Annotated in this window: 20 protein-coding genes; 4 read left to right on the top strand and 16 right to left on the bottom strand. The window is 42.2% G+C overall.

From position 1 onward, the window contains the following. Positions 1–39 precede the first annotated feature (39 nt). The 3 genes from RMX69_RS00925 (at position 40) to RMX69_RS00915 (ending at position 6,938) form a co-directional block, all read left to right on the top strand. Positions 40–3,234: an S-layer family protein gene (locus RMX69_RS00925; protein WP_322636172.1), complete on the top strand. Its 3,195-nt coding sequence runs from the start codon at positions 40–42 to the stop codon at positions 3,232–3,234. Positions 3,235–3,264: 30 nt separating this feature from the next. Further along, complete coding sequence (locus tag RMX69_RS00920; RefSeq protein WP_322636171.1) at positions 3,265–5,928, top strand: CHAT domain-containing protein; 2,664 nt, start codon at positions 3,265–3,267, stop codon at positions 5,926–5,928. A 401-nt stretch (positions 5,929–6,329) separates the two neighbouring features. Then, the gene (locus RMX69_RS00915) at positions 6,330–6,938 is read left to right on the top strand and encodes a Uma2 family endonuclease (protein ID WP_322636170.1); all 609 of its coding nucleotides are present in this window, start codon (positions 6,330–6,332) and stop codon (positions 6,936–6,938) included. 18 nt (positions 6,939–6,956) lie between these two features. On the opposite strand, the gene urtD is transcribed toward RMX69_RS00915, so the two are convergent. From urtD to RMX69_RS00850, 13 genes are all read right to left on the bottom strand, one after another. Continuing rightward, the gene (gene urtD, locus RMX69_RS00910; protein ID WP_322636169.1) at positions 6,957–7,703 is read right to left on the bottom strand and encodes an urea ABC transporter ATP-binding protein UrtD; all 747 of its coding nucleotides are present in this window, start codon (positions 7,701–7,703) and stop codon (positions 6,957–6,959) included. Then, positions 7,678–8,799, bottom strand: coding sequence for an urea ABC transporter permease subunit UrtC (gene urtC / locus RMX69_RS00905; protein ID WP_322636168.1), 1,122 nt, complete (start codon positions 8,797–8,799; stop codon positions 7,678–7,680). Before urtC ends, urtD begins: the two co-directional genes overlap by 26 nt. A 27-nt stretch (positions 8,800–8,826) precedes the next feature. Next, entirely contained in the window at positions 8,827–9,987 is a 1,161-nt protein-coding gene (gene urtB, locus RMX69_RS00900) for an urea ABC transporter permease subunit UrtB (RefSeq protein ID WP_289799823.1), read from the bottom strand. A 181-nt stretch (positions 9,988–10,168) separates the two neighbouring features. Then, entirely contained in the window at positions 10,169–11,485 is a 1,317-nt protein-coding gene (urtA, locus tag RMX69_RS00895; RefSeq protein ID WP_322636167.1) for an urea ABC transporter substrate-binding protein, read from the bottom strand. A 310-nt stretch (positions 11,486–11,795) separates the two neighbouring features. Continuing rightward, complete coding sequence (locus RMX69_RS00890; RefSeq protein ID WP_322636166.1) at positions 11,796–12,935, bottom strand: FAD-binding oxidoreductase; 1,140 nt, start codon at positions 12,933–12,935, stop codon at positions 11,796–11,798. Between the two features lie 94 nt (positions 12,936–13,029). Further along, positions 13,030–13,920, bottom strand: coding sequence for an isopenicillin N synthase family dioxygenase (locus tag RMX69_RS00885; protein ID WP_322636165.1), 891 nt, complete (start codon positions 13,918–13,920; stop codon positions 13,030–13,032). A 170-nt stretch (positions 13,921–14,090) separates the two neighbouring features. Then, the gene (locus RMX69_RS00880; protein ID WP_322636164.1) at positions 14,091–16,151 is read right to left on the bottom strand and encodes a bifunctional metallophosphatase/5'-nucleotidase; all 2,061 of its coding nucleotides are present in this window, start codon (positions 16,149–16,151) and stop codon (positions 14,091–14,093) included. 398 nt (positions 16,152–16,549) lie between these two features. Beyond that, positions 16,550–19,564, bottom strand: coding sequence for a UPF0182 family protein (locus RMX69_RS00875; RefSeq protein WP_322636163.1), 3,015 nt, complete (start codon positions 19,562–19,564; stop codon positions 16,550–16,552). 11 nt (positions 19,565–19,575) lie between these two features. After that, positions 19,576–19,983 carry a type II toxin-antitoxin system VapC family toxin gene (locus tag RMX69_RS00870; protein WP_322636162.1) on the bottom strand — a complete coding sequence of 136 codons (408 nt, stop codon included), beginning with the start codon at positions 19,981–19,983 and terminating at the stop codon, positions 19,576–19,578. Next, positions 19,983–20,198: a hypothetical protein gene (locus tag RMX69_RS00865; protein WP_322636160.1), complete on the bottom strand. Its 216-nt coding sequence runs from the start codon at positions 20,196–20,198 to the stop codon at positions 19,983–19,985. Before RMX69_RS00865 ends, RMX69_RS00870 begins: the two co-directional genes overlap by 1 nt. 55 nt (positions 20,199–20,253) lie before the next feature. Further along, on the bottom strand, positions 20,254–21,495 hold the full coding sequence (locus RMX69_RS00860; protein ID WP_322636159.1) for a cytochrome P450: 1,242 nt from the start codon (positions 21,493–21,495) through the stop codon (positions 20,254–20,256). Between the two features lie 262 nt (positions 21,496–21,757). After that, positions 21,758–22,033, bottom strand: coding sequence for a type II toxin-antitoxin system RelE family toxin (locus RMX69_RS00855; protein WP_289799835.1), 276 nt, complete (start codon positions 22,031–22,033; stop codon positions 21,758–21,760). Further along, the gene (locus RMX69_RS00850) at positions 22,017–22,277 is read right to left on the bottom strand and encodes a type II toxin-antitoxin system Phd/YefM family antitoxin (protein WP_322636158.1); all 261 of its coding nucleotides are present in this window, start codon (positions 22,275–22,277) and stop codon (positions 22,017–22,019) included. The genes RMX69_RS00855 and RMX69_RS00850 overlap by 17 nt, the downstream gene beginning before the upstream one ends. 345 nt (positions 22,278–22,622) lie before the next feature. Here RMX69_RS00850 and RMX69_RS00845 point away from each other — a divergent pair, with 345 nt between their 5' ends. Continuing rightward, on the top strand, positions 22,623–23,810 hold the full coding sequence (locus tag RMX69_RS00845; protein ID WP_322636157.1) for a DUF4336 domain-containing protein: 1,188 nt from the start codon (positions 22,623–22,625) through the stop codon (positions 23,808–23,810). A gap of 157 nt (positions 23,811–23,967) precedes the next feature. Here the strand turns inward: RMX69_RS00845 and RMX69_RS00840 are convergent, their stop codons facing one another. The 3 genes from RMX69_RS00840 to RMX69_RS00830 all read right to left on the bottom strand — a co-directional run bounded on the left by RMX69_RS00840 (position 23,968) and on the right by RMX69_RS00830 (position 26,492). Next, positions 23,968–24,942 carry an MvdD family ATP-grasp ribosomal peptide maturase gene (locus tag RMX69_RS00840; RefSeq protein WP_289799840.1) on the bottom strand — a complete coding sequence of 325 codons (975 nt, stop codon included), beginning with the start codon at positions 24,940–24,942 and terminating at the stop codon, positions 23,968–23,970. Positions 24,943–25,026: 84 nt separating this feature from the next. After that, positions 25,027–26,016 (bottom strand): MvdC family ATP-grasp ribosomal peptide maturase, encoded by a 990-nt coding sequence (locus RMX69_RS00835; RefSeq protein ID WP_322636156.1) that lies wholly within the window; start codon positions 26,014–26,016, stop codon positions 25,027–25,029. Positions 26,017–26,195: 179 nt separating this feature from the next. Continuing rightward, entirely contained in the window at positions 26,196–26,492 is a 297-nt protein-coding gene (locus RMX69_RS00830; RefSeq protein ID WP_289799842.1) for a microviridin/marinostatin family tricyclic proteinase inhibitor, read from the bottom strand. Positions 26,493–26,981 lie beyond the last annotated feature (489 nt).

Raw genomic sequence — 26,981 nt, 5'->3', positions numbered from 1 at the left:
TTCACAGGTAGGAAATGAGCAAGCGAGGCTAGTTCTGATATGACAACCTGTAAAGATAGGAATTGGCACTCAGATTTATTAGAAGTTTTAGGCATTATTGGAGTGCTTGCTCACGGCATATTTTGTTCTGAAAATCACGCCTTAGCCCAGATTACCCCTGATGGAACATTAGGTGATAACTCTTCAAGAATCACTCCTAATGTCAATATTGAAGGACTTCCGGCTGACCGCATTGATGGTGGAGCAACTCGCGGTGCAAACCTGTTCCATAGTTTCCAGGAATTCAATGTGGGTGAGTTGCAGCGTGTTTATTTTGCCAATCCCACCGGAATCTCCAATATTCTCACACGGGTGACGGGAAGTAATATCTCCAATATTCTCGGCACTTTAGGGGTGGATGGTGGTGCAAATTTGTTTTTGATCAATCCCAATGGTATTTTATTTGGGAATAATGCACGCCTGGATGTGGCGGGTTCCTTTATAGGGACTACGGCTAATTCTTTTGTGTTTGGCAATGGGTTGGAATTTAGTGCAACTAATCCTCAGACTCCTTCTTCATTACTAACAATTAATCCTTCTGCTTTACTATTCAATCAACTTCAAGCTGGCAGAATTGAAAACAGGTCAATTGCACCAGCAGGAGATAATATCTTTGGTCTACGAGTACCAGATGGTCAGAGTTTGCTATTAGTGGGTGGAGAAATTGCCATCAACGAAGGTAAATTGAATGCTCCGGGTGGGCGAGTGGAATTGGCAGGAATTGCAGGTGAGGGGACAGTTGGACTGAATGTGGATGGTAATAATTTGAGTTTGATTGTTCCTGATAATCTAGCTAAAGCCGATATCTCACTCAGTAATCAAGCCTTGGTTAGTACCAGTGGTGAAGGTGGCGGCGCTATTCAAGTGTGGGGTAAAGGAGTTACCGTCAATGGAGGTTCCCAGATTGAAGCCAGCACTTTAGGAGCATTACCTGGAAAAGGATTGAATGTAAATGCTTCCGAATCAGTGCAAGTCGTTGGAGAATCACCTACTGGAATTCGTAGCGGTTTATTTGCTGAAACTTTTGGGACAGGAGATGCAGGAGACCTGACAATTAACACCAGACAGTTACAAATCTTAGCAGGGGGAAAGATTTCATCTAGTACAACGAATGCAGGTGTGGCAGGAAATTTGACCGTGAATGCCTCAGAATCGGTGCAAATAATCGGTATTCCAGATAATCCCAATTTAGGCTCTACTGGTATGTTTGCTGCATCTAATGGAGTGGGAGACGCCGGAGACATCACGATTAACACTAGACAGTTACTCATCCAAAATGGAGCCGGAATCACAACTGATAACGAAGGTAAAGGGGTTGGAGGGAATATAACAGTAAATGCCGAATCAGTGCAGCTAGTCGGTACTGCGATTCTGCCACAGTTTCCTAATAGATGGTATCCTAGCAAAATAAGTTCTAACGCTTATAGCACAGGGCCCGCAGGAAAGATTACGATTAACACCAATCAGTTGTTAATCCAAGATGGAGCAGCGATTTCAGCTCGAACTAACGGTAGTGGGGCTGGAGGAAGTTTGACGGTAAATGCCTCCCAATCAGTTAAACTGATAGGATTTGCTACTAATAGTAATAGTCTATTTCCCTTTCCCAGCAGCTTGTTGACTCAAACACAAAGTACAGGAACAGCGGGAGATTTGGCAATTAATACCAATCAGTTGATTGTCCGAGAAGGACAGCTATCTGCCAGTACTTTTGGACAAGGGAATGCTGGCAATATAAACATTGAAACTGTCACGATGAATATCATTGATAGTCAAGTGGGAAGCAGTGTTTACCGTAAAGGGTTTGCAGGAAATTTGACTATTCACGCTGCCGAGTCAGTGGAAATCAGTGGAAAGATCAAATCGTTTACATCTAATCTTGAAAATCCTGCTGGCTTATTCGCTCAGGTAAACCCTAGAGGTGAGGGTCGCGGCGGCAACTTGACCATTGAGACAAAACGCTTGAGTGTCAGTAATGGAGGCAGAGTGCAAGTCGCTACTTTTGGTCAAGGCGACGCTGGTAATCTCACAATTCGGGCTTCTGAGGTAGATATATTTGATACACCTGTTGATAATCTCTTTGCTACAGGGATCAATGCAGGTATTGAAGTAGACGCAGATGAAAGAACAGTTATTCCACCCAGAGGCAACGGTGGTGATTTAACAATTGAAACCGATCGCTTGAGTGTGAGAGGTGGTGCAATAATATCAGTTAGAACTGCTGGAGTGGGCAATGCAGGTAGATTGCGAATTCATGCGTCGAAATCTGTAGAAGTCGTTGGAAAATCACCAAATGGTAACTTTAACAGCCAAATCAGCGCTGCGGTGAAGCCAGAAGGTACTGGTCGTGGGGGAAGTTTAAAGATTGAAACTGAACAGATGAGTGTTCGGGATGGAGGTGAAGTCACTGTCAGTAGTAACGGAGCGGGGACGGCAGGCGACCTTGAGATCCAAGCTCGTTCTCTGAGCCTGGATAATCAAGGAGCGATCGCCGCCATAACCAGAGTGGGGAATGGTGGTAATATTACCCTGAAGTTGCAAGACTTATTATTACTACGCAATCATAGTCAAATTTCTACCACTGCTGGCAGTAGCGAATTCGGTGGCAATGGCGGTAATCTCATCATTAATAGCCCTTTCATTGTCGCCGTTCCTAAAGAAAATAGCGATATTAGCGCTAACGCTTTCACTGGAACTGGTGGTAGAGTTGACATTACAACAAACGGTATTTTCGGTATTCTGCCGCAAAAACGCCTAACCGAAAACAGTGACATTACAGCGAGTTCAGAATTGGGGGTGAGCGGGGAAGTAACTATCAACAGTCCAGATACTGACCCTAGTCGCGGCTTAACTCAACTACCTTCCAACCTCGTGGATGCATCCCAACAAATTGCCCAAGGTTGCACTCCCAGAAGAGGAAAAAACGCTAGTCGTTTTATCGCTACCGGACGCGGTGGATTACCCCAAAGTCCTAATGAACCGTTGCGAGGACGAGCAGTGATTACTGGTTGGGTAGATTTGCCCGCACAAGCAACAGCCAGAGTCACGGAGAAATTATCTACTGCAACTATGACCAAATCTACCGAGCCGATTGTGGAGGCTCAAGGATGGATTGTTGATGCTAAGGGTGATATTATGCTTGTGGCTCAATCTGGGCAAAGTTCTTCTATTCCCTCTGCTATGTCTTGTAGTCAATAATTCGTTACCCCAATTGGGGGAGGAATTTTTATGAAACCCAAGAGTCATAAAAACAATCAGTGGCAACAGATATATAACAAATGCAACAGGTGGTTGATTCGTCCCTTTAAAAACCATAAGTTGCCTGTTTTCATCCTCTTGGTTCTGGTGACAGCTTTTTTGTACGTTACTGCTTTTCCTGTTGCTGCAACTATAGATACGCAAAATATCGTAACTCTTGGAGTGTCAATTAAAAATCCTCCTGCACAAACACAAGACTTGCTGCAACAGGGGAAAGTGCTGTATGAGGCAGGAAAATTTGCAGAAGCGGCTAGAGTTTTGCAACAAGCAGTTAAAAGTTTTGGCAGCCAAGGCAATGAATTGCAGCAAGCTGTGGCATTAAGTAATTTGGCGTTGGCATATCAAAAACTGGGTAATTTGCCACCCGCGCAACAGGCAATTACAGATAGCTTGAAGTTGCTCGAAAAATCCTCTAATTCTCAAAATCTTCAGGTTTTGGCTCCAATTCTAGATATTCAAGGTAGTATTCAACTAGACTTGGGACAAGCTGAACAGGCGCTTAACACCTGGCAACGTGCGGAAGCCAGCTATAAGCAATTAGGCGATCGCAATGGCATGATCCGCGATCGCATCAATCAAGCACAAGCATGGCAAGTTTTGGGATTTTACCGTCGGGGTTTGACAATCTTGACTCAATTGCAGCAGGAGTTACAATCAAAACCTAATTCAATCAGTAAAGCAGTAGAATTACGGTCTTTCGGGAATGCTCTGCAATTAGCCGGAGATTTGAATCAATCCCGTCAGGTATTACAGCAAAGTTTGTCAATTGCCCAAAAATTGAATTCTCCCCAGGATGTGAGCGCGGCTTTATTCAGTTTAGGCAACACGGCACAAGTACAGCAAGATTTTAAGGGTGCAATAGAGTTCTATCAGCAAGCTGCTGCGATCGCTCCTAACCCGATTAGTAAAGTTCAGGCTCAAGTTAATCAGTTGAACTTACTAGTGAACACGGGACAAACAGCCGCCGTGCAGACATTATTGCCGCAAATCCAAACTCAACTGACACAACTACCTGCTTCTGTGACAACTATTTATGCGCAGATTAATCTAGCTCAAAGCTTGATGAAATTCGGGACTACACCCCAAGCGATCGCTCAAATCTGCGCGAGGGCCCTGCAACAAGCTGAAAATTTAGCAGATAAACGAGCCGAGAGCTTTGCCCTTGGGACTCTAGGCAGTGTATACGAACAAACTAAACAATGGTCAATAGCCCAGAACCTCACCCAACAGGCACTGAACATAGCCGAAACAATCAACGCCCCAGATATCGCTTATCGTTGGCATTGGCAGTTAGGACGCTTGTTAAAACAGCAGGAAGAGATTGAGGGTGCTATTGCCAGCTATGATACTGCGATCGGTGAGTTGCAGACTCTCCGTAGTGACTTAGTAGTTGTGAATCGAGATATCCAGTTTTCTTTTAAAGAAAGTGTAGAACCTGTATATCGAGAGTCCGTAGAATTATTGTTGCAGTTTCAGCAAACTCATCCCAGCGAACCAATCCTAGACAAAGCTAGACAGAGAATTGAAGCACTGCAACTAGCGGAATTAGACGACTTTTTCCGGGAAGCTTGCATTAATGCCAAAACTGTTTTGCTTGACACAGTGGTAGATAAAGATAATCCCACAGCCGCAATTATTTATCCAATTATTCTGCCTGATCAACTGCAAGTAATTGTCAAAATTCCTAAACAACCACTGCGTAGTTATACAGTCAATAAGTCCCAGAATGAGGTAGAAGGTACTATAAAACAACTCAGAGAGTATCTATTAGAACCCGATCGGAATGAGGAAGTGCAAGCGTTATCACAAGAAGTCTATGGGTGGTTAATCAAAGAAATTGAGTCAGATTTAAAAGCTAGTGGAGTCAAAACCCTTGTATTCGTACTTGATGGCATATTGCGAAATGTGCCAATGGCCATATTGTATGACGGTCAGCAATATCTGGTAGAAAAATACGCTGTAACACTCAGCTTAGGACTCCAGTTACTCGCACTCAAACCCTTAACACAAACAAAACTCAATGTTCTAGCTGCTGGGTTAGTGCAACCACCACAAGGCTTTCAACAGCGATTTCCACCACTACCAGAAATTAAATCAGAATTCGACTCTATTTCCCAAGCGATCGCCTCTACCACCCAGTTACTAGATCGAGACTTCAACAGCAAAAACCTAGAGAGTAAGGTAAATACTGTACCATTTAATGTGTTACATTTGGCAACTCACGGTCAATTTAGCTCTAATGTTGAGAATACTTTTATACTTGCAAACGATGGGCCGATTAACGTTACGCAATTTGATAGCTTGCTGCGCCGTCGGGATCAAACTCGCTCAGAAGCCTTGGAAATGCTGGTGTTAAGTGCTTGCCAAACCGCTACTGGTGACAATCGCGCCACGCTAGGGCTAGCGGGAGCATCCGTGAAAGCCGGTGCCCGTAGTACCTTGGCCTCACTATGGCATATCAGTGATAAATCTACTGCGATCTTAATTGGTGAATTTTATCGTGAGTTAGTTAAAAATCAGGTGACAAAGGCTGAAGCCTTGCGTCGTGCCCAAGTAAAGTTGTTAAAAGATTATCCCAATTACAGTCGTCCTGGCTACTGGGCACCTTATGTTTTAGTTGGTAACTGGCTTTGACAAATTCTTATCCACTGAATAATCAAGTTTTGATAATAGGATATAGGATAATAAGTAGGTAGACATAATTAAATATAAAATAAATTCCTAGTTTGTAGCGAGCAACTTATCACTCAGAGCAAGGATTATGAGGACTAAAGTCCTGACTACAAACAATAAATTTATTTATGCCTAGATATTTACGGTTCAGTTAAGGCTAAAAACTAAAACTGGCGTAGGTTGGGTTGAGCTTAAGCGTTACCCAACAAAGCCTTGATAATGTTGGGTTTCGTTCCTCAACCCAACCTACTATTCTTCTTAACTAGAAGTATCTTAAAAGAGCAAATTTATGTCTCGTAAAAAACGTACATCCCGCGTTTTAGAAAAAGTGGTAGTCTGTATAGGGTAAGAAGGCAAAGCAAATGACCCAAACGACGACAACCCCAAAACTGCTGACCTTTGAGGAGTATCTTACCTATGACGATGGTACAGACACGCGCTATGAATTGGTGGATGGAGAACTAGTCGAGATGCCACCAGAAAGTCAGGAAAATAGCAATCTGGCAAGATTTCTATTTGTTGAACTACTAAAACATTTCGCATTTTATTTAGTTGCTCACAAAGATACAGAAATTGAGGTGGCGGGGCGACGGGCGAGATGTCGTTTACCTGACTTAATGGTTCACACAGAAGAATCTTATGCTGCCCTTATCGGTGCTACTCGTGCTACTATCACCCGTGATATGCCGCCGCCTGCGCTAGTGATTGAAATTGTTTCTCCGGGAACAGCGAACCGTGTTCGTGATTATCGCTACAAGCGGACGGAGTATGCTGCTAGGGAAATATTGGAGTATTGGATTGTTGACCCACAGATGCAACAAATTACAATTTGCCAGTGGGTAGAGGGACAGTATGAGGATAAGATATTTATAGGTGCGACTTGCATGGAATCAGTGGTAGTTGCTGATTGGCCGCTAACAGTAGAGCAGGTGTTTAACAGCGCAAACCTACCAAAATTACCAAGCGAATAGAAAGTGGAATCGAGTTTTTCATTCTTCCTGTTTTCCCAGATATACTTCAATTACACGAGAATCATTTTGCACTTCTTCAAAATTTCCTTCGCACAACACCGAACCTTCATGTAACACCGTTACTTTCTTGGCAATTTGACGCACAAATTCCATATCATGTTCAATTACTAAAATTGAATGACTTTGCGCTAGTGCTAAAAGTAATTCGCCAATGTTGTATGTTTCTTCATCTGTTAAACCAGCAACGGGTTCATCAACAAGTAATAAATCTGGAGACTGTGCTACTAACATCCCAATTTCTAAACGTTGCTTTTCTCCGTGAGAAAGTAAAGCTGCTTTGATATCGGCTTTCGGCGTTAATCCGATAGTTTCTAATAATCCTTTAATATGATTCTTTTCCACAGCATGAGAACGTTCAAACAAAGTAGAAAAGACATTTTTCTTCTTGTGACTGGTAATTTCTAGATTTTCACGGGGTGTTAAGTTTAAGTAAATTCGAGGTGTTTGAAACTTGCGCCCAATTCCTAATCGGGCAATTTTATATTCAGGTAAAGAACGCAGATTTCTTCCTTTGAATAAAACTCGCCCCACGGTTGGCTGAACTTTCCCGGTAATTACATCCAGAAACGTTGTCTTTCCCGCACCATTGGGGCCAATTACTACCCGTAATTCACCTACATCCATACTAAAGTTAAGCTGGTTTAAAGCCTTAAAACCGTCAAAACTAACAGTTACATTTTCAGTTTCCAATATTTTCGCGTTCATGTTGCACTTCCGGGTCTTCTTCCAAGGTGGGATATGTAGCAATTTCTTGACGACGGTGGAAAAGAGAAATATTCTGACTACGCAACCATCCCACGATGCCGTCAGGAAGGACTGTGACGACTATCAAAAATAGTGCGCCTTGGAAAAATAGCCAGATTTCGGCAAATTGTTCGCTTAAAAAAGTCCGGGCATAATTGACTAACAAAGTTCCGACAATCGCGCCAATTAAAGTAGCGCGTCCGCCTACAGCCACCCAAATCACCATTTCAATGGAAAAGGCAATATCCATTGCTCTAGGTGATACAGAACCACTTTGAATGGTGTAGAATGCTCCTGCTACACCTGCGATCGCACCGGAAACTGCAAACACCAACACCTTAAAATCTGTAGGGTCATAGCCAGAAAATCTTACCCGACTTTCATCATCCCGAATCGCTATCAACAACCTCCCAAAGCGTCCAGTTGTCAACCAGCGACAAATACCGTAGGTGATTGCGAGAAACACTACCGTCAGCGTGTAGAAAACAAACTGTGTTTTGGCATCGCTAACTGTTGCGCCAAACAAAGTTGTAAAATCTATTAGTCCATTCGTGCCGTTGAAAAATTGTTGTTGACCGTTAAAGAAGTTGAAAAATACAATAGTTCCGGCTTGAGTCAAGATGGAAAAATAAACTCCCTTGAGACGATTTCGGAAAACCAAATATCCCAACAATCCCGCCAATAACCCTGGAATTAGTACCACCAAAGCTATTGTCAAAGGAAAAGAATAAAAAGGTTGCCAAAAGGCGGGAAGTTCCGTAACTCCATAAAGTCCCATGAAATCAGGCAATTCTCCAGTAGGAACTTGCAGCTTCAGGTACATTGCGATCGCATATCCACCCAAACCAAAGAAAATACCATGTCCCAAACTCAATAAACCAGTATACCCCCAAATCAAATCGATACCCAAAGCTGCGATCGCCAGCGACAGAAATCGCCCCAACAAATTCAGGCGAAACTCCGACAGCACCACTGGCATAACAATTATAAGGAAGAGTGCGATCGCGATCGTCACCCCCACCTCAATTAATAACCCTCCTCCCCTCCTCTTCCTCATTCTCTGCGTCCTCTGCGTCTCTGCGGTTTAAACATCAACAGTACGTCCCTTCTGCGGAAAAATCCCCCCAGGCTTCCACTGCAAAAACACAATAATCAGCGCAAATACCATCACCTTAGCCATACTCGTCGTCGCAAAAAAAGTAAACAAATCAGCCAAAGGTTTAACAGGAGTCAACAACAAAGCCAGAGTTCCAGAACCAATTAAAAAATTAGCCGTACCAATACCCAAAGCAGCCACAATCGTCCCGGCTAAATTGCCCACACCTCCAACGACAACCACCATAAAAGTATCAATAATATAGTTTTGTCCGGTATTTGGCCCTACAGAACCAAGCAAACTAATCGCACATCCCGCCACACCAGCTAAACCCGAACCCAGTGCAAAAGTAATCGCATCTACCTTTTGAGTTGGGATACCCAAACAAGCACTCATACTCCGGTTTTGCGTCACCGCCCGAATTCTTAAACCCCAGCTAGAACGTTGTAAAAATAAGTAAATTCCTGCCACACAGATTATTGTCAAAGCAATAATAAATAATCTGGCAAAGGGCAATTGCACGCCACCTAAAGATATCCCTGCTTGTAACCAAGTCGGTGCTGTTACATCTACATTTTGAGCGCCAAACCAAGGTTGAGTTACTGCTAACTGATAAGTTTGACTCAATAAATTGCCTGTTGTAATTGTTACCCCCAGCGATAATAAAAATATCACCGCCACAATCCAGTTACGAACCCTTCCCAAATCTGTGCGGGAATTTAAAATCCATAACCCTCCAAAAAACAATAGAGAAAATAAGCCTAGACCAATTATCAATACCCAATTCACGCTGCGAACAAACTGCTGAAAAATTAAACTTACTCCCCAAGTTGCCAATAGAGTTTCTAATGGGCGTCCATAGAGATAACGAATCACGCCTTTTTCTAGAATTAATCCCACAGCAGCCGTGAATATAAACGCGATAATCAAAGCCAAAAATATATAGACTTCAAACCACACCCCACCCAATTGCTTACATACATTTTGGACAACATAAGTTGTATAAGCGCCGAACATCATCAATTCACCATGCGCCATATTGATGACACCCATCAATCCAAATATAATGGCTAGTCCCAACGCGGCAATCAATAATACAGCGCCAATACTAATACCATTAAATACAGCTTCTAAAAATCCTGCTAACACTTATTTCTCCATAACAGCTATCAGCGATTAGTTAGTGTCTCGTGTGCCTCGTTCCCAGTCTCAGACTGGAAATGCCTATTAGGAGGTGGAGCCTCCTATAGAAGCGGAAGAACCTGGAAATGAAAAAAAATTGACTAATTCGTAATTTGTAATTAATTACGAATTACGAATTACGAATTATTTAGGCTTTCTTGTACTTACCACCTTTAGCAGGGTCACTCCAATCACAAGCAAATCCCTTAGTTTCTTTCACAAATTGATTCCAAGGAACTGGCTCAACCGCTGTTGGAGTAGCATAGACAATATCAAATAAACCATCTTGCCTAACTTGACCAATCCGCACAATTTTGGATATGTGATGATTGGCATCCATTGTCACTTTACCTTCAGGTGCATCTAGAGTTTGACCATAAGCCGCAGCGCTTACCTTAGCTATATCTGTAGTACCAGCTTTTTGGACTGCTTGTTTCCACAAATAAACTGCAATGTATGCTGCTTCCATTGGGTCATTTGTCACCCGATTTTCACCGTATTCTTTTTTGAAAGCTGCGACAAACTTCTTATTAGCAGGTGTGTCTACTGTTTGGAAATAGTTCCAAGCTGCATAATGACCTTTGAGATACTCTACACCAATTGCTTTCACTTCTTCTTCAGCAATACTTACAGACATAGAGGGATATTTATCTGGTGTCAATCCAGCCCCTTTTAATTGTTTGAAGAAAGCAACATTGCTATCACCATTTAAGGTGTTGTAAATCACGCCACCATTGGGCAAAGTTTGCTTAATTTTAGTGATAATTGGTGTAACTTCTGTGTTACCAAGAGGTAAATAATCTTCACCAACTGTTTTTCCGCCTAAAGCTTCTAATTGAGCTTTAATGATGGTATTAGCTGTCCGGGGAAAAACGTAGTCAGAGCCAACTAAGAAGAATTCTTTGCCCTTATTTTTTAACAGCCAATCAACAGATGGTTCAATTTGTTGATTTGGCGCCGCGCCAGTGTAGAAAATGTTTTTAGAACACTCTTGACCTTCGTATTGTACAGGATACCAGAGCATGTGGTTTTTGCTCTCGAATACTGGCTTAACGTTCTTGCGGCTAGCAGAAGTCCAACAACCAAAGACTACAGCGACTTTATCTTGATCGATTAGCTTAGTTGCTTTTTCTCTAAAAGTATCCCAGTTAGAAGCGCCATCTTCGGTAATTGCTTCAATTTGTTTACCTAAAACACCACCAGCAGCGTTAATTTCTTTGATTGCTAACTTTTCAGCATCAACAACGCTTTTTTCACTAATAGACATCGTACCACTCAGAGAGTGCAAAATACCGACTTTGATAGTGTCACCAGCGGCGGCTACTGCTGGTGAAGCCGTAGGAGTCGCAGCTGGACTCTGTGTTGCAGTTGGAGAATTATTCGCGCAAGCTTTTAAAAAAAAGCTGCTTCCAAAAGTTAAAGAACCGTAGATTATAAACTTGCGTCGGTTAAATTGTCTTCTCATCTTTTTATGAATTTCCCTGTTGATGAATCAGCCAACTTATAGAAAGCTGACAATATCAATCTTTAAAGTGTGATATTAGTGCGATAGTTTACTAGCAAAAAGTGACGACTTATACAAAAAGGTTTGGTTTTGTAATAAAAAATAAACTTTTCAAGATTAAGCTTTGTGAACTTTATAAAGATAAAGATTCTCGTATCTATCAATACGCTTCGGTTAAAGGGAAAAGGGGGAGAAAAAACCTTTAACCCCAAAGTTTGACTGTACCTCATGTATCAGCATCAGTAAGATTTGTGTTTTTCGCTGCGGGCTTTTAGATGAGCATTTGTGTAATAATTTCATCTTCCTGGCCAGTTGCAAAATTAGCAAAGCGCTTTGCCAAAGGTGGTATCAGTACTAGGGGATTACTAAACCCAGAGAAAACATGAACCCCTTCCAATCCTGGAATAGCACCAATTAAGGGAAGTTGATTGCTACTAAATGCCACTAAGCAGTGATACCAAGTCCCTGGTAAATGCTCCAATGCTGGTAAAATTTGACCAACACCTTTTCGCAACCATTTTTCGCTTACGTCTGAGTTTACCTTGGCTTGAGGATCTGCGATCGCACGGCTAATCTGCCCAATGCGAATACTACCATCTTGAAACTGAATCGCACCCACATCTAAAATCGGTGGTACTAACTCATTACCAAGTTCATCCCATAATTCATCAACTTGAGTAGATTCAGCTTCTAGTCGAAACCGTTGCTGATTCGCTGGCATAACTAAGGTGCGTAACCTGACATCAACGGCTGGGGTTTCAATGATTTCTTCGTGGGTAAAATACAGCTTGATGGAAACACCAGCAGATTTGAGAAGCTGGCGGCTGAGTCCACCCGCACAAACGACAACGTTAGCGCTGTGAAAAGTTGCACTGGTGGTTTGGACACCATTTTGCAATACTTGCAATACTTGGGTAATCTGGATTTCACCCCCAGCCCGTTCAAAAGCTTGGATGTAAGCAAGTGATGTTTTTTCTGGGTGAATATGACCGTGTTTGACAGTTAAAGCCCCAGATATCGCCTCTCGATTTAGCTGCGGTTCCAACTCACAAGCTTCTTGAATACTGAGTAAACGGGGTGGAATGGCACAATCATTGTATAATGCCGCAGTTGTTTCTGGGTCGTTATCGGTCGAAATAGTCAGTAATAAATCTAATTCCCGAAATTGAATATCAGCGTCTAACTCTTGAGATAAGATATGGTAACGTGCGATCGCTTCTTCGCACAATAGCTGAGTTAGTGGTGTAGTACCCGACCAATAGGCAAGCCCACCATAACTATAGCGAGTTGCATTCTCTGGTCTGATGTATTGCTCCAACAAAAGTACAGAAAACCCACTTTTAGCCAGTTCATAAGCGAGTGCAGCACCCGTAATTCCACCACCAACCACAATCCAATCGTAGGTTTTCATATTAAATGTCTTTTTTAATTACGAATTACGAACTTGTACTGAGTTTCGACTTCGCTCAACTACCGCGTAGCCTCTCCAAGAGTTGTATTACGAATTACGAATTACCATAAGTTGCTTGTAAACGGCTTAAAAGATATTCTCCCGCAAAGATGGGGGGATAAATAGGCGATTGTTCTTTCTGGCAACTCTCCAAACAAGCAATTTCTGTATCATCATTAGGATGACAGAAAAAAGCCATAGAATACCGAGACTGATTTACCCTATCATCACTGGGAATCATCACTCGGTGCTTAGTTGAGCAAAATCGATGATTTGTCCACCGTTGCATTAAATCCCCAGTATTGACTATTACAGTATCAGGAATTGCAGGCGCAACAATCCACTCTCTAGATACTGTCTGTACTTCTAACCCGCCAATGTCATCTTGGAAAAGTAAGGTAATACTGCCATAATCGGAATGCTCACCAGCACGCACCTGTCCGGGTTTGGGTGGTGTCTGCAATGGTGGATAGTGGAGTAAGCGCAAGGTATGATTTTGTTGATTATGTCTTATAGTAAAAAAATCTTCTGGCAATTCCAACGCCAACGCATAAGCTTGTAATATCGTGTTAGCAAGTTCTGTACAATTATCATAAAAGGTGACAAGAGAAGCATCTATCCCCACCGCTTGTTTGTTGACATTAAAAGCCTCTTTTAAGTCACCTGGTTTATTGGGATCAAGACGTTCTCTCTCAATCCCAACGTAACCCATATTACTAAATTCATCACTCCAAGCTTGCTTTTGCTTAACTTGTAAAGGTAAATTGAAAAAAGATTTGCTGTGAGTGAATACTTCCTCAATCAGGTCTTTTGATATTCCCGAATTTTGCAAATACATGAAGCCAATTTCGTGACAAGCTTCATAGATTTGTTTGATGACAGCTTGCCGAGTTATGGCGTTGCCCTTAGTAAAATTAGTGAAATCAATTACTGGAATTCTGACCATTGATTCAAAATACCACATCTTTATTGAGAAGGGGAAAGGGGAAAGGGTAAAGGGTAAAGGGAAATAATTAAAAACTTTTCCCTACGGGTATAAATGCAGGGGTAAAGTGAAAGGTTAAAGGGAAAGGAAAAATTCCATTCCTTTACCCCTTCCCCTTTACCCCTTCCCCTTTACCCCTTCCCCTTTACCCCTTCCCCTTTACCCTCTTCTTCATGCAACTTCAGATTTTGAATGCGAGTATCTTCGGTAGCTGGTACATCCTGCTGAGCAAATGGAATCTGCTTAAAGTTAGCAGCCAGATATTCTGCTAATGCATCTTGTTCAGAACCATCAGCAGCAAAGGTGGCTAAACCTGTACGTTTAGCATCTTTTGATGTCAAATCAACCCGTTCTCTTTTAGGAAAAGGATAACCATCACCACCATTTGCGAGGAAATTTAAGGTGACAGTGCGGAAAATGCGATTAGAGTCACCCACTAACTCTGCATTTTTCACCACTACATCAATAATTTTGCCTTTTCTATCTTTGATAGCCAGGGATTTAACACGCTTACCTGCTGGCAAATCTGGGTCAAAGCTAAAGGCTAATCCCGCTACTTGGGGAAAACTGCCAGGGGTAGCACCTGGCGCTATGGCTGCTACACTATGTTCAATTACTGCTATTAGTTCTTTAGCATTTAAAGTCACTAAAGTCAAGCTATTGTTAAACCGTAAAGCGTTGGCGATATCAAGTTGAGAAATTTCTTTTTCTTTCTTGCCTGCTATAGGATTCGCTTGGGGTGGCAGTTTGATAACATCCTGTGAGCGAGTCGAACCTGGGGGAAAGGTATAGATACCGATATTGTCACGGATACCACCACCATTTTTAATGGAAATAACAGTTTTAGGATCGTATCGTTTAGCGATCGCTAAATTAGCTTCGGCTGTCAAATTACCGAAATTGGTTTCTTGGGTGCGGACATCACCCCGCCAGCCGTTAAGAAAAACATTGGTTTTCCCAAAAATCTGACCATCTTGGGCAACAATCACTTTTTTGAGCGCTTCTGTAATGGCAACAATTTTGGCATCAGGTTTCCCACCTACAGCTGCTACACCTTGGGAATCAGTCGCATAAGCACCGCTGATTTTGGGGTCAATACTTTTAGGAATTATTACTCCCTTGGCATCAAAGTTAACTACTAGCCGACCAACATAGCGATAGTTTCCATCGGTATTAACTACAGCTATCGGATTACCATCTGCGGCTTTTTTGATGATTGGATAAGTTCCAGCAGATTTATCACCCACGCGCAGACGGTCTGTTTTGTCCGCTAGTAAGGTATTGGAACCACCAGCAATAATAATATCTACTCCCTTAAGTAATTGTGCTAGCTTTTGCTCAATGGCAATTTGCTGCATGTGTGCTAATAGAATGACTTTATTAATCTCTGGGTTTTTTGTCAGCAGCGTATCAACAGAAGTTTGAATTTCAGCAGCCAAAGCAGCGATGTCTGCGGTATCACGGTCATTAAATTTTTTAGGCAACACAGTCACACCACCGGGAGAAGAAATAGTCCGCAGTGTGGGAGTTGTCGCCCCAACTACAGCAATTTTTTCACCATTGACGGTAATGATGGTGCTACGGGCAATTTTATTCGGAATTTTACTTGCTTCTAGTCCATCAGCAGTAACTAATTTTGCCAGGTCTTTATCAGTACTGAAGTCCAGATTCGCGCTGAGATAGGGAAATTTTGTACCTGGGTAATCTTCTTTAGCACGCAGCAAGTCGGCAACAACACCCGTATTTAAGTCAAATTCGTGATTACCAAAGGCGATCGCACCAAACCCAAGAGCATTTAGAATTAAAATATCTCCTCGTCCCTGACCACCAAAAGCTGCGTCACTGGCAAATAAGAAGGGACTGGGAATATAAGCATCTCCAGATGAAAGGATTAAGGTATTAGGATAATCAGGTTTACCATCACCATTAACATCCTGATTTTTCAGTGCATTCAACACCGCCGAAAAGTTCGGTGCATCCTTCAGCGCGGGTACACCTGCTTCTTGGTCGGAAGTATGTAAAAGTTGTAGTGTGAACCCTGACTTCTGTGCTGTTTTAACTTGAACTACACCACCAGTAGTTCCTAAAAATAAAAAGATGCTAGATATAATTAGCCAACTTAAATGGCTAGTCCTTAAATCTCGGCGATTAAACTTACTTAAAAATCGACTTTTCCGATTTAAAAAAGACATAATAAATTTTCTAGCTCATCAGTGGTGAATAATTTTTTAGTGTATTATCAAGATCCCATAATAAATACTTCATAAGTTAGTTTTAATATTCATCTTCATAGCTGATTGGAAATTGCCCATGTATAGGAAAAGATTATAGATAAAAGTTAGGAAAAGTAGGAAAAGTAGGATATTTTCTATTACCCCCTTGATTATAAGGTTATTACACGGTAATTTGAATCTTATGTGCAGCTTGGGAAAAGGAGTTTGAGGGTATGTAAAAAAGTCACTGCAATTTTTAAAGGAAAATTTTCAGATGAAAAAACTGAAATAAAATAGGGAAAATAGAGTTAAAAAAATGCGCTTTTTTTAACTCCTTTTATGTTGATACTTATGTAACTTTTTAGTTTTAAAATTGCTTAACCTGGCGGGGCTGCTTCTTCAAAGGGACGGATAATCGCCGGCGCTGGTGTAACTTCTGGTTTAAAGATTCCCTGCAATGCTTGTTCTAAGGTTTGCGCCATGACAATCCGGTTTTCGTAAGCAACTACTACCCGTACCAAGGTTGGCAGACTATTCTGTGTGGCTTCTAGATAGATTGGCTCGACATACAGCAGCGATTGCTGAATGGGAATTACTAGTAGATTGCCTTGAATCGCTCTCGAACCTTGGCGATTCCACAAGGAAATTTGCTGAGAAATTACTGGATCTTGGTTAATCCGCGCCTCGATTTGCTCTGTTCCGTAAATCAGGCGTTCTTTAGGAAAGACATATAGCAGCAGCTTCCCGTAGTTTTTGCCATCCGATCGCGCCGCTAACCAAGCGATTAAATTAGTCCGCTGTCTGGGAGTATAGGGTAAAAACAGCAGAAATTCTTCTCTACGAGAGGCTGCGCCAACAAAGTCTACGGTGGGTAAACTAGTAATCAAATAATATGGCTCTACCGGACGGGGTTCACTGCCATAGATTTCATTAGGAATCTGCCACTGGTCTTCCCGGTTGTAAAATACTTGGGGGTCGGTCATGTGGTAGGTCATCAACCGCTCAGATTGAATTTTGAAAAAGTCCACCGGATATCGGGTATGACTGCGGAGATTGACTGGCATTGTATTGAGCGGTTTGAACATATTGGGAAATATCGCTGACCAAGTGGCAATGATTGGATCGCTCCGATCTGCAATATAAAAATTAACGCTGCCGTTGTAAGCATCAATCACTACCTTGATCGAGTTACGAATGTAGTTGATACCATCGCTACCAGTGTCTGAGTAGGGATAGCGATTGCTCGTTGTGTAAGCATCAACAATCCAATAAAGATAACTGGGATTACTGGGAAAATCTTGATTAGCAGCAGCAGCAACTAAATAGGGGTCGCTGTCAAATTTTAGAAAAGGCGCGATCGCTTGAATTCTTTCCTTGACATTTCGCCGCAATAGCACCCTTGTCTCTGGCAAAAAGTCCCGCGTTAGCACCATCTGCCAATCTTTCAAATACATCGCAAATAGCCAGCGTCTCCATGCTGAACCGATTTCAACACCACCCAGACCATCGTAAGAGTTGTAAACGTTGTCACTACCGCTAGGATAGTCTAGCTCTCTAACTCTTGTGCCAGTCATTACGTAGGTATTGGCAATTTCACCGTAATAAATTCGGGGTTGCCCAATGGGAATACTTTCACGAATGGCTTCACTAGAAGTTGTCAGAGCGCTACTATCACCGCTAATATCTTTGACAAAATATTCTGGTAATCCACCCGCCCCAACTGTATTAACTGGGCTAACAGTAAACCCAAAACCGTGGGTATAAATTAAATGGCGGTTAACCCATGTTTGAGCTTCCTGTGGTACGCCAGTATAGTCTAATTCCCGTGCAGCAATCAATACCTGTCGCCGTTCTGTTGATTCAACTGGTTCCTGCTGAGGTTCTGGTGGGTTTTGAGGGGCAGATGGTCGGCGTGAAGTTACATCTGTTTTGAGAGTATATCGGTCAATATCGGCATCGGGGAACCGATAGTAAGGCCGAATTTGTTGCAGTTGACGGTTAGTTTCTAAGAGTGGTCGTTCATCCCATAGGCGAATATTGCGAATTGTCAAGTCATTCTTTTGAATGTCAGCTTCAGTCAGTGTTCCTTGCGGGTTGAAGCTTCTAGAATCGATCGCTTCTAGATCGAATGCTTGGCGTGTCAAGGCGATAGTCCGCTGAATGTAAGGTTGCTCCCGTTGCAACTCATTAGGTTGAACAATTAAATATTGCACCACAGTCGGTAAAACAACATCAGCAGCTACAACTAATACTAAATAAACCCCTAACCCGTAAAAGACAAAGCGACGATATCGAGATTTTGGTTTCCAGAAAAAGGTTCGCCAAAGGAGGTAAAAGGCGATCGCTACTGCCACAATGCACAAGACGGTATAAGCTGGCAACTGGGTTGTCACATCGGTATAGCTAGCACCATAACTCACTCCCCGGCTAGAATACACGAGTTCATAGCGACTCAGCCCATAACTCAGAGCCACTACCAGCATCAACAAGCCACCCATACCGAATAAATGACGCTGTTGCTGGGGCGAAAAACCGGGGAAAATTCCCTGACTCAAACTATCCCCCGACAACAGATAAGTGAGAGAAACGGCGACAAAGCCATACAAACATAACCCCATCAGCCAGAGTTCTAGCAGTTCCCAAAAGGGTAAGGAAAATACGTAAAAGCTGATATCTCGACCAAATAAAGGCTCAGTGCTGTTGAAAAGGGTGGGGTGGAAATATTGCAGCACCTTGGGCCAGTGGTGGAATAAGATGAAGGCAAAAATGGGACTGAAGAGAATTGCGATCGCAGTCAGTAAAAATTGCGGATAGATTAAGATGGCGATCGCTACTCCCCCAATTAAACCGAGATACCAGACTTGAGAGACAACCTGCTTCAAAAGCTGCCAGATTGTCTCCGGTCGAAATAGAGCGGGAACGGGTAGAATAGCCTGATTGACTGGAGTATGCCAGTAAGAAAGAGCAATTTGACCATAGTGAGCCAGCATTAACCCAATCAACAAGCTGAGTATCAGAGCTAAGGGTAATAACCAGCGTAATTTTAATGCTTGAAAGCGTTGTGGCGCAAGTATCTGGGTTTCGTTGCGTCTTGGATAATTAGGACTGAGAAAATTTGTTAATTCACTGTTGAGTTCTGCTTGCTCAATCTTTAGAGACTGGGAATATTTTAGCCGTTGTGCTAAAGCCAAGTTTAGCAGTAGATAGGCAGCAGTTATTCCAGCCACAACTACCCACAAAATACCACGAGTCAGCAGCCTCAACAAAAATACTTGCAGATAGCCGACTTCCCGAAACCAAAAAATCTCTGCTCCCAGGCGGGAACCCAGATCCAGAAGTAGCCACAGCCCCAAAAATCCAATTAATAGCCTAAAGCCCCATTTCCAATACATTGATATGTAATTTAAGAAGAACGCCAATTCTGTATTTGCAAGCCGTTTACTCTTTGAAATTCTCGAATATTAGATGTTACAACAATATGATTGTGAGTTAGTGCTGTTGCTGCGATCAATACATCATAAGAACCGATAGTAGTACCTGCTGTCTTCAAAATACTTCTAATTTGGGCAGCAAGTTCTGCTTCTTCCACACCAAAAGGTAAAATTGTAATCGAACCTAACAATGCTTCAATCAATGATTGAATTTTTAAGGCACGTTGAGGATTGATTCCTAATCCATACTTAATCTCCATTCCTGTTAAGGAGGAAATAAAAATATCTGTGGGAGTAGTAGACTTTAATAGCTTGAGAGTATTTTTTTCTCCCTTGACAAAATCACTAATTACGCAGGTATCGAGTAAATAACCCATCATTAAAACTCGATTTCGTTAGGTGGTAGCAGTTCGTCTCGGTAGGACTCAAAAATAATACTTTCTACTACACCTTGATGTTGCATAATAGTTTCTGGCCAAGTCATGGTTTTTGTTTCTAAGAAAGTAACAAAGACTTTGCTTTCAGTAATACCTTGTGGTTTTTCAGCTAGTTCGATTTTGCCGTTTTTATAAATTCCTTCAATGGTTCGTAGCATTGTTTTTACCTCCTATCGAAATTCTAGTAGTATTTATTACCGAACTGGTGGTTCATCATGCCTTGTCGAACTCAATATAGAGGTGCTTCAGTGTCCGCATGAGTACGTTCGGTAAATATTGGTATCCTTCTTGTGCCAAGCGAATGTCCTTCAACCGTAGCAGCAAACGCTGATATGCGATCTGCATTTCCTTACGAGCAAGCATAGCGCCCAAACAAAAATGAATCCCATGACCAAAAGATAGGTGGTTGCTGGCATTCTGGCGGCGCACATCGAAACGCTCACCCTTAATAAATTTTAGCGAGTCGCGGTTAGCAGCATCGAAGCGGAGCATCACTAAAGACCCAGCTTTGAGATCGACATCTTGGAGCTTTGTATCTTCCGTCACAACTCGCCACATTCCTGCTGTCGGACTTTGCATTCGTAAAACTTCTTCAACAAAGTTCTCTAACAGGGAAATATCTGTTTGTACCAACTTCATCTGCTCTTTGTTGTTTGTCAGCAACAACATCCCACCTGCGATCGCACTGGTGACAGTCTCATTGCCTGCCACTAATATTTGCTGAATGATACTCAGCAGTTCAGCAGTGTCGAGCGATCGCTCTCCATCCACTTTTGCTTGTACCAAGTCAGTAATAAAATCATCTTGAGGCTGTTTTTGGCGTGACTCTATGACATCATGAAAATAATGCTGGAAAGCGACAACATCTTTAGCACACTCGATCTCCTGCTCTCTAGAAAGTAAGTTACCTAAACGGGCAATAAAAGCATCAGACCATTGCTTGAACTTCGGCAAATCTGCTTGCGGCACACCTAACTGTTGAGCAATAACTTTGAGCGGTAAAGGTACGGCAAACTCACTGACGAATTCACACTTGCCGCGATCAATAAAGCTGTCAATGAGTTCATCAACAATCTGCTCAATCAAGTCACGCATTTTGTTGATACGCGATGAAGTGAATGCCTTATTCACCAGGGAGCGAAATCGCTCGTGTTCTGGTGGATCTGCCGTCAGTAGGGTGTTCATCTGGGGCCAGCCAAGAGCCGAAATTTTCTGCAACTCTTGATCGTGTTGTTCTTTGCCAGCTAGTAAAGTCGAGAAATTGCTAGAGAATACTCTTGTATCCTTAAGAATTTCGATCACTAATTCATAGCGAGTAACAAGAAAGAGTTTTGCTTCTGTTGAGGGACTTGGTAGCTCCATTATTGGTGCTTGCTCCTGTGCCAGCTTGTAGAATTCATAAGGGCACACAAGCACTTCTGGATCAAAGAAGTTGTAGTCTGACAGATGCTTCATGCTTCTAAGTAGCGATCAGTGATGTTTTGCTTTGACTCAAAATGAATCAACATCATCTTAACAAGTTACTCACCGTCGGCTCATTGGCGATCGCAGTTTAGGTGCAACGAAAACTGCAACGGTCATCAGCGATCGCAATTGACCCCTGACTTCTAACTCCTGACTTCAAACTTTCACCAACTAGCTGGTGAAGTTGGTGGAAGTTTGAAGTTGAAAGTTACTGCAACGCTACTCAATGCAAAAAGAAGTGAAGCCGGAAAAACTACAAATTTTTGTAGACTTCACCATCATTCCTCTTGCCAACACGAAAAACATCAATCATCTGGTTCTCGTGGTCAATAGTGTAAAGAATCCTGTACTCACCTTGATCAACACGATAGCCACCTTCATAACCCTTCAATGCCTTACAGTCCTGGGGTTGAGAATTACCTTGAAGCGAAAGAATTTTAGCTACAACTTGCTTATATTGTTTAGCTTGTAAATCATTCAAATCCTTTTCAGCAGTCTTAGCAATCCTCAAACTATAGCGTTCGCTCATCTCCACGCTTCGCACTAATTGCGTCTAACGTAGTAAAACCATCATTTTCACTAACTGCACGGCGAAGCGCCTCTGAATCAATAGCGTCTTCTATAGCTTCAAGCAATTTCAAATCATCAAGACTGATAATCGCTACAGCAGGTTTACCATGACGCTCAATCACAATACGCTCACCCTTATACTCAGCACGACTAATAAGCTCTTGAAAATTTGCACGAGCTTCTGTTGCACTTATACGAGTCATAGTGCCTTACAAAATTAATAAATGACAGTCAAAATGTAAATTTTGTACAATTTGCTAAAAATTTACAAAATCTACGTTCTGTACTAATATTATTACACCACAATCGAAAAAAGAGTGACTTTTTACCTTTTTACAAGGAGTGACTCTTTACAAGAGAAGTAGAAGTCGGAATTAATTACCGACAACTGTTGTGTAGGGATTTTAGCCAGTTGCCCTCGCCTGACAAGCGTGCTATACCAATCTTGTAGCCACTACAGCACTCTCATAACTGGCCCACGCCAGGACAATGGAACGACGATGAATTCACTTGGATCTCAGTCGAGGGTTGAACTACAAGATCGAGGTATGTCTCCTTTGAACAACCCCAAGGATTGGTCATGGCCATTCTGGGCTGCTGTCCCACTTTACCCCTACGGCAGACGGCGGACACTTCGTCAGGAAATAGTTAAGGATACTATCTGGACATTCGATCAGCTTCACGGCATTCTCTACACCATCGTGCCGATTCGCATGACTATCGTCAAGCTCTCTGCTGGAGGACTTCTGGTCTATGCACCCGTTGCTCCCACAACTGAGTGTGTCCGCTTGGTTAATGAGTTGGTAGCAAAGCACGGTGAAGTTAAGTACATCTTACTGCCAACCAGTTCTGGTCTGGAGCATAAAGTCTTCGTTGGCCCCTTTGCTCGTCGCTTTCCTCAAGCACAAGTGTTTGTTGCCCCGCACCAGTGGAGTTTTCCGTTCAATCTGCCGCTTAGTTGGCTAGGCTTTCCCCAAAAACGAACTCAAGAACTCCCAGAGGACTCAAGCCTTGCTCCCTTTGCTCTGGAGTTTGACTATGCAATATTGGACATCGACTTGGGACGAGGATCTTTTGCAGAAGTTGCAGTGTTTCACAAGCGATCGCGCACTCTACTTGTAACTGATTCTATCCTTTGTGTTCCAGTTGACCCACCAGAAATCCTCCAATTAGATCCTTATCCCTTACTGTTTCATGCCAGGGATAATGCCTGGGAGATAATCGAGGACAATGAAGAAAACCGTCGCAAAGGATGGCAACGCATTTCACTGTTTGCACTTTACTTCCGTCCAAGTGCCTTAGAAGTTACTTCAATCGGACAGATGTTTCGTGATGCTCTCAAAGCACCACAGCGATCGCTAAAAACCTACTTTGGTTTATTTCCTTTTCGCTGGCAAGCAACCTGGAAGCAAACATTCGACGCTCTACGAGGTCAGGGACGACCATTTGTCGCACCGATTTTGCAAATCCTCATTTTTCCTCAAGCACCAAGACAAGTCCTCAAATGGGCTGATACAGTTGCAAGTTGGGATTTTCAGCAGATTATTCCCTGTCACTTTGAATCGCTAATTAAAGCAAATCCGCGTCAATTTCGGCAAGCATTCGCTTTTCTGGAAAAAAATCTTTCTTCTAGCCAAAGCCAGCCTCTATTGGAGGAAGACTTAAAATTTATTCAAGAACTGGAAGCGGGTCTAGTTAAACGCGGTATTGCAACGCCAGCTAAAGAGGATGTCTGAGAAGTATCAAATATTTATCGATCCCCCCTAACCCCCCTTTTTTAAGGGGGGAATAAAAGCCTTAAAGTCCCCCTTTTTAAGGGGGATTTAGGGGGATCTCCAAGGATTAGATGTATATAAAAGAACTTTTCAGACATCCTATAAAGAGAAATTGTAATCAATTAGGTGAATTAGTTAAAACCTCAGCGATCGCCTGGGAAATCGGTAAGCCAGGACAGCGTTCCAGCCAGAAGAACTCGCCAACTGGGTTAACTTCAAGGAATACATGACGACCATCAGGAGTCAAAATAATATCAAGCGCCCCATAATTTAAACCAAATTCTGCCATGAGTTTGAGCAATTTCTCTTCGACATCTTCGGGTAAAGTGTATGATTCCCAAGCGTCGAGTAAGGCAATTCCCTGTTTGCGCCAGTCGTAACGTGCCTTATCCAAAGCTTGAGAATCAACCGCAGCTGTTAGCACACGTTTCCCTACAACAATTGTCCGCAATTCCAATGCCTTGGGAATCTTCTCCTGAAATGTCATTGGGCAGAAACGTAAACCATCAAGGTTGTCTAGATCCTCTGAGGAAATTGGATTTGTAAACACAACTTTTTCTCGCCCTTGTTCATCATAAATAGCGAAGGAAGACAGCATTTTTGTAATCATTCCCTGCTGACACTCTTGGGCAAATTGCTTTACTGCTATGGGATTATTTGTAGTCAGAGTGCGAGGCGTATCTAAACCGATATCTCTTGCTATTTGTAATTGCAATTGCTTATTTTCGGCTCGGCGAATATTTGGCAGAGGATCAAGATGAAACCCACTAATACTAGCAATCATTCCCTCAATGCTGACGCGAGATTCTTTGAGTGAAGCTTCTCTAAGTTGTTTGTCCATCGAGTTGGGAATTTTTGACCCAATTGCAATACGCCGATACCAAACTGCTGACACTTCATTTAAATCTAATATCTGGTCATCGACACTCAGAATCACTCGCTTAGTACGACCATAGTAAATATCTAACTGCATTTCTGTGGGAAATCGGTCTGTGTCAAAACGAAATGCTTTCTTTCCTTGGGCTTCAATTGCCTGAATAACTAGAGGAATACTTTCATTATCTTGGCTGTGAGTAATGATTAAAGCAGTCATTTACAAATATGGAGAATGAAGTACGCTACATATAAATAAATATAGGGGTTATCAGTTGTTTGGGAATTTTTAAGTAAGAGCATTTTACTTCGGGTTTGTTGAAAGTAGTGCAGATGCGATCGCTAAAGCAATTGGATAGTCCAAATCTCTTTCCAGCATCCCCCACTCTCCTGTAGGATTAATTTCTAAAAAAACATATTCTCCTGATGGGGTTTTAATCAAATCAAATGCTCCAAAAATCAGTCCAAACTTAGCCATAAAGGCATCCAAACAACGGATTAGTTTATCAGGTAATTGTTCTGGTTGCCAGGTAAGAATCTTTTTTGTCTCACGTCGCCAATCTTGGGTAGATTCTGCATACTCAGACGCATCTAGCGCCCCGACAAAGAGATTGCCATTCACATACACTGCTCGTAGTTCTTGCTGTTTAGGGATTTGTTCTTGAAACATAACTGGACAATAGCGGAGTGTTTCAGCATCAAGTAAGTCTTCTTCTTTAACGAGGCTGGTATACATGAAAAAAGAGGAGGCTTGCATCCCAGAAGAAAGAGGTCTGAGCAGCTTGACAATCATTTTTCCCTTAACTTTGTGGAAAAAATCTCGTGCTTCTTGAGGATTGTTGGTGACAAGAGTCCGAGGTATGACAAGACCTACTTCCGATGCAACCCGCAGTTGGCGTAACTTGTTTTCAGCTGCACTTATCTGACGTAAATCATCTACCCACTTAGCATCTCTGAGGCTGTCCCAAAAGCCATCTAAGACTGCGAGTGATTCACTAGAACAGGCTGCTTGAAATTGTGGAGCCAATTCTTTACCGAGATCGGGTTGCCAAATACGCCGCATCCATACTGCTTGCACTTGCTCGGTGTTGAGGGAGCGATCGCTATATTGCAGTGTATGATTGCTACCAGAGTTACTTAAATTAGCCTGGAGTTGCAGTGCGATCGGAAACTTATCAGTATCAAGACGAAATGGCTGTGCGCCTAGTTTTGATACTGCTTCTGCAACTCTATCTATTGTAAAGTAATCACCACTATGGGTGATTAATAAAACTACATCACGATCAAGGTGCATAAAATATTTTTATTAGATCTTGCATTTTCACTATTGTCAACTCTTAAGAAAGCAAAATTTTAAACAAGTGAACTTAATTTTAATGGAAAGCCAACTCCTAGATGAAGTTGGCACTAACTGTATTTTTATACTGACAATAGTTTTAAAACCGCATCTCTGGTGTGATCAAAAGTATGCAGCTATGAAGGTGAAGACGGCGAACTGTCATCACCATCTGAAGGAAACTTCTGAGTAACAGCGAACTCATCACTATCAGAAGGGTACTTTTTAGTTACTGCGCCATCTTCTTGATCGGATGGAAACTTCAGAGTTGTTACAAGTTCATCCTTATTCTTGTTTGTGGCATTATTACATTTACCACCGATAATCGCTTTTGAGTCTTCATCAGAAAGGTCTTCAAGGCTTTGCCCTTCCAAGAATCGAGCGAAGAATGGTACTGCTTGTGAATTCAACTTTTCTGGTTTGTTTTCAGACACAATCTTTCTCCCATAACATACTGATATCATGTCCGCCAAATTACCCATAATAAAATAACCCCACCCCCACCCCCAACCCCCTCTCCGCCTGCGGGGAGGGGAGACAAAGCACAGCTTTGGCGGGGTGGGGTTCTTCGGGTTTAATAAGCAATCAAGCGGACATGATATGAACTTAAATATCTCCTGTATTATATGACATAATACATACTAATACCTTTGCCAAAAAAGAGTTTATACATCAACTCAACCTCGGAAATTGGCGAAGTTTGACTTACCAAAATAAGTATTAATTTATTTCTTAATAAATATTTACTTTTGTGTAATTATGCTTGTATAAAGTTAAAAATATAATAATTTTTCTTACAGCAAGTATGGACAGGGCGCAATTGTGAAACAGTATAGCAAGAGGACTGGGGACTGGGGATGGTGGGGCAGGTAATTATCAAAAGATTCACTTAAATATCTTAATAATCATCCTTAAAAGCGCGA

It is taken from the genome of Nostoc sp. EspVER01, assembly GCF_034530635.1.
Taxonomy (GTDB): domain Bacteria; phylum Cyanobacteriota; class Cyanobacteriia; order Cyanobacteriales; family Nostocaceae; genus Nostoc.
This window is presented reverse-complemented; position numbering and strand designations above follow the sequence as displayed.

What these genes read in the sequence shown, in the direction of transcription:
- urtA (WP_322636167.1), bottom strand. Translation starts at nt 11,485, where the DNA reads ATGAGAAGACAATTTAACCGACGCAAGTTTATAATCTACGGTTCTTTA.
- urtD (WP_322636169.1), bottom strand. Translation starts at nt 7,703, where the DNA reads ATGAACGCGAAAATATTGGAAACTGAAAATGTAACTGTTAGTTTTGAC.
- RMX69_RS00840 (WP_289799840.1), bottom strand. Translation starts at nt 24,942, where the DNA reads ATGACTGCTTTAATCATTACTCACAGCCAAGATAATGAAAGTATTCCT.
- RMX69_RS00920 (WP_322636171.1), top strand. Translation starts at nt 3,265, where the DNA reads ATGAAACCCAAGAGTCATAAAAACAATCAGTGGCAACAGATATATAAC.
- RMX69_RS00835 (WP_322636156.1), bottom strand. Translation starts at nt 26,016, where the DNA reads ATGCACCTTGATCGTGATGTAGTTTTATTAATCACCCATAGTGGTGAT.
- RMX69_RS00885 (WP_322636165.1), bottom strand. Translation starts at nt 13,920, where the DNA reads ATGGTCAGAATTCCAGTAATTGATTTCACTAATTTTACTAAGGGCAAC.
- urtC (WP_322636168.1), bottom strand. Translation starts at nt 8,799, where the DNA reads ATGAGGAAGAGGAGGGGAGGAGGGTTATTAATTGAGGTGGGGGTGACG.
- RMX69_RS00855 (WP_289799835.1), bottom strand. Translation starts at nt 22,033, where the DNA reads ATGAGCGAACGCTATAGTTTGAGGATTGCTAAGACTGCTGAAAAGGAT.
- RMX69_RS00860 (WP_322636159.1), bottom strand. Translation starts at nt 21,495, where the DNA reads ATGAAGCATCTGTCAGACTACAACTTCTTTGATCCAGAAGTGCTTGTG.
- RMX69_RS00850 (WP_322636158.1), bottom strand. Translation starts at nt 22,277, where the DNA reads ATGACTCGTATAAGTGCAACAGAAGCTCGTGCAAATTTTCAAGAGCTT.
- RMX69_RS00880 (WP_322636164.1), bottom strand. Translation starts at nt 16,151, where the DNA reads ATGTCTTTTTTAAATCGGAAAAGTCGATTTTTAAGTAAGTTTAATCGC.
- RMX69_RS00875 (WP_322636163.1), bottom strand. Translation starts at nt 19,564, where the DNA reads ATGTATTGGAAATGGGGCTTTAGGCTATTAATTGGATTTTTGGGGCTG.
- RMX69_RS00870 (WP_322636162.1), bottom strand. Translation starts at nt 19,983, where the DNA reads ATGATGGGTTATTTACTCGATACCTGCGTAATTAGTGATTTTGTCAAG.
- RMX69_RS00890 (WP_322636166.1), bottom strand. Translation starts at nt 12,935, where the DNA reads ATGAAAACCTACGATTGGATTGTGGTTGGTGGTGGAATTACGGGTGCT.
- RMX69_RS00915 (WP_322636170.1), top strand. Translation starts at nt 6,330, where the DNA reads ATGACCCAAACGACGACAACCCCAAAACTGCTGACCTTTGAGGAGTAT.
- RMX69_RS00865 (WP_322636160.1), bottom strand. Translation starts at nt 20,198, where the DNA reads ATGCTACGAACCATTGAAGGAATTTATAAAAACGGCAAAATCGAACTA.
- RMX69_RS00925 (WP_322636172.1), top strand. Translation starts at nt 40, where the DNA reads ATGACAACCTGTAAAGATAGGAATTGGCACTCAGATTTATTAGAAGTT.
- RMX69_RS00845 (WP_322636157.1), top strand. Translation starts at nt 22,623, where the DNA reads ATGTCTCCTTTGAACAACCCCAAGGATTGGTCATGGCCATTCTGGGCT.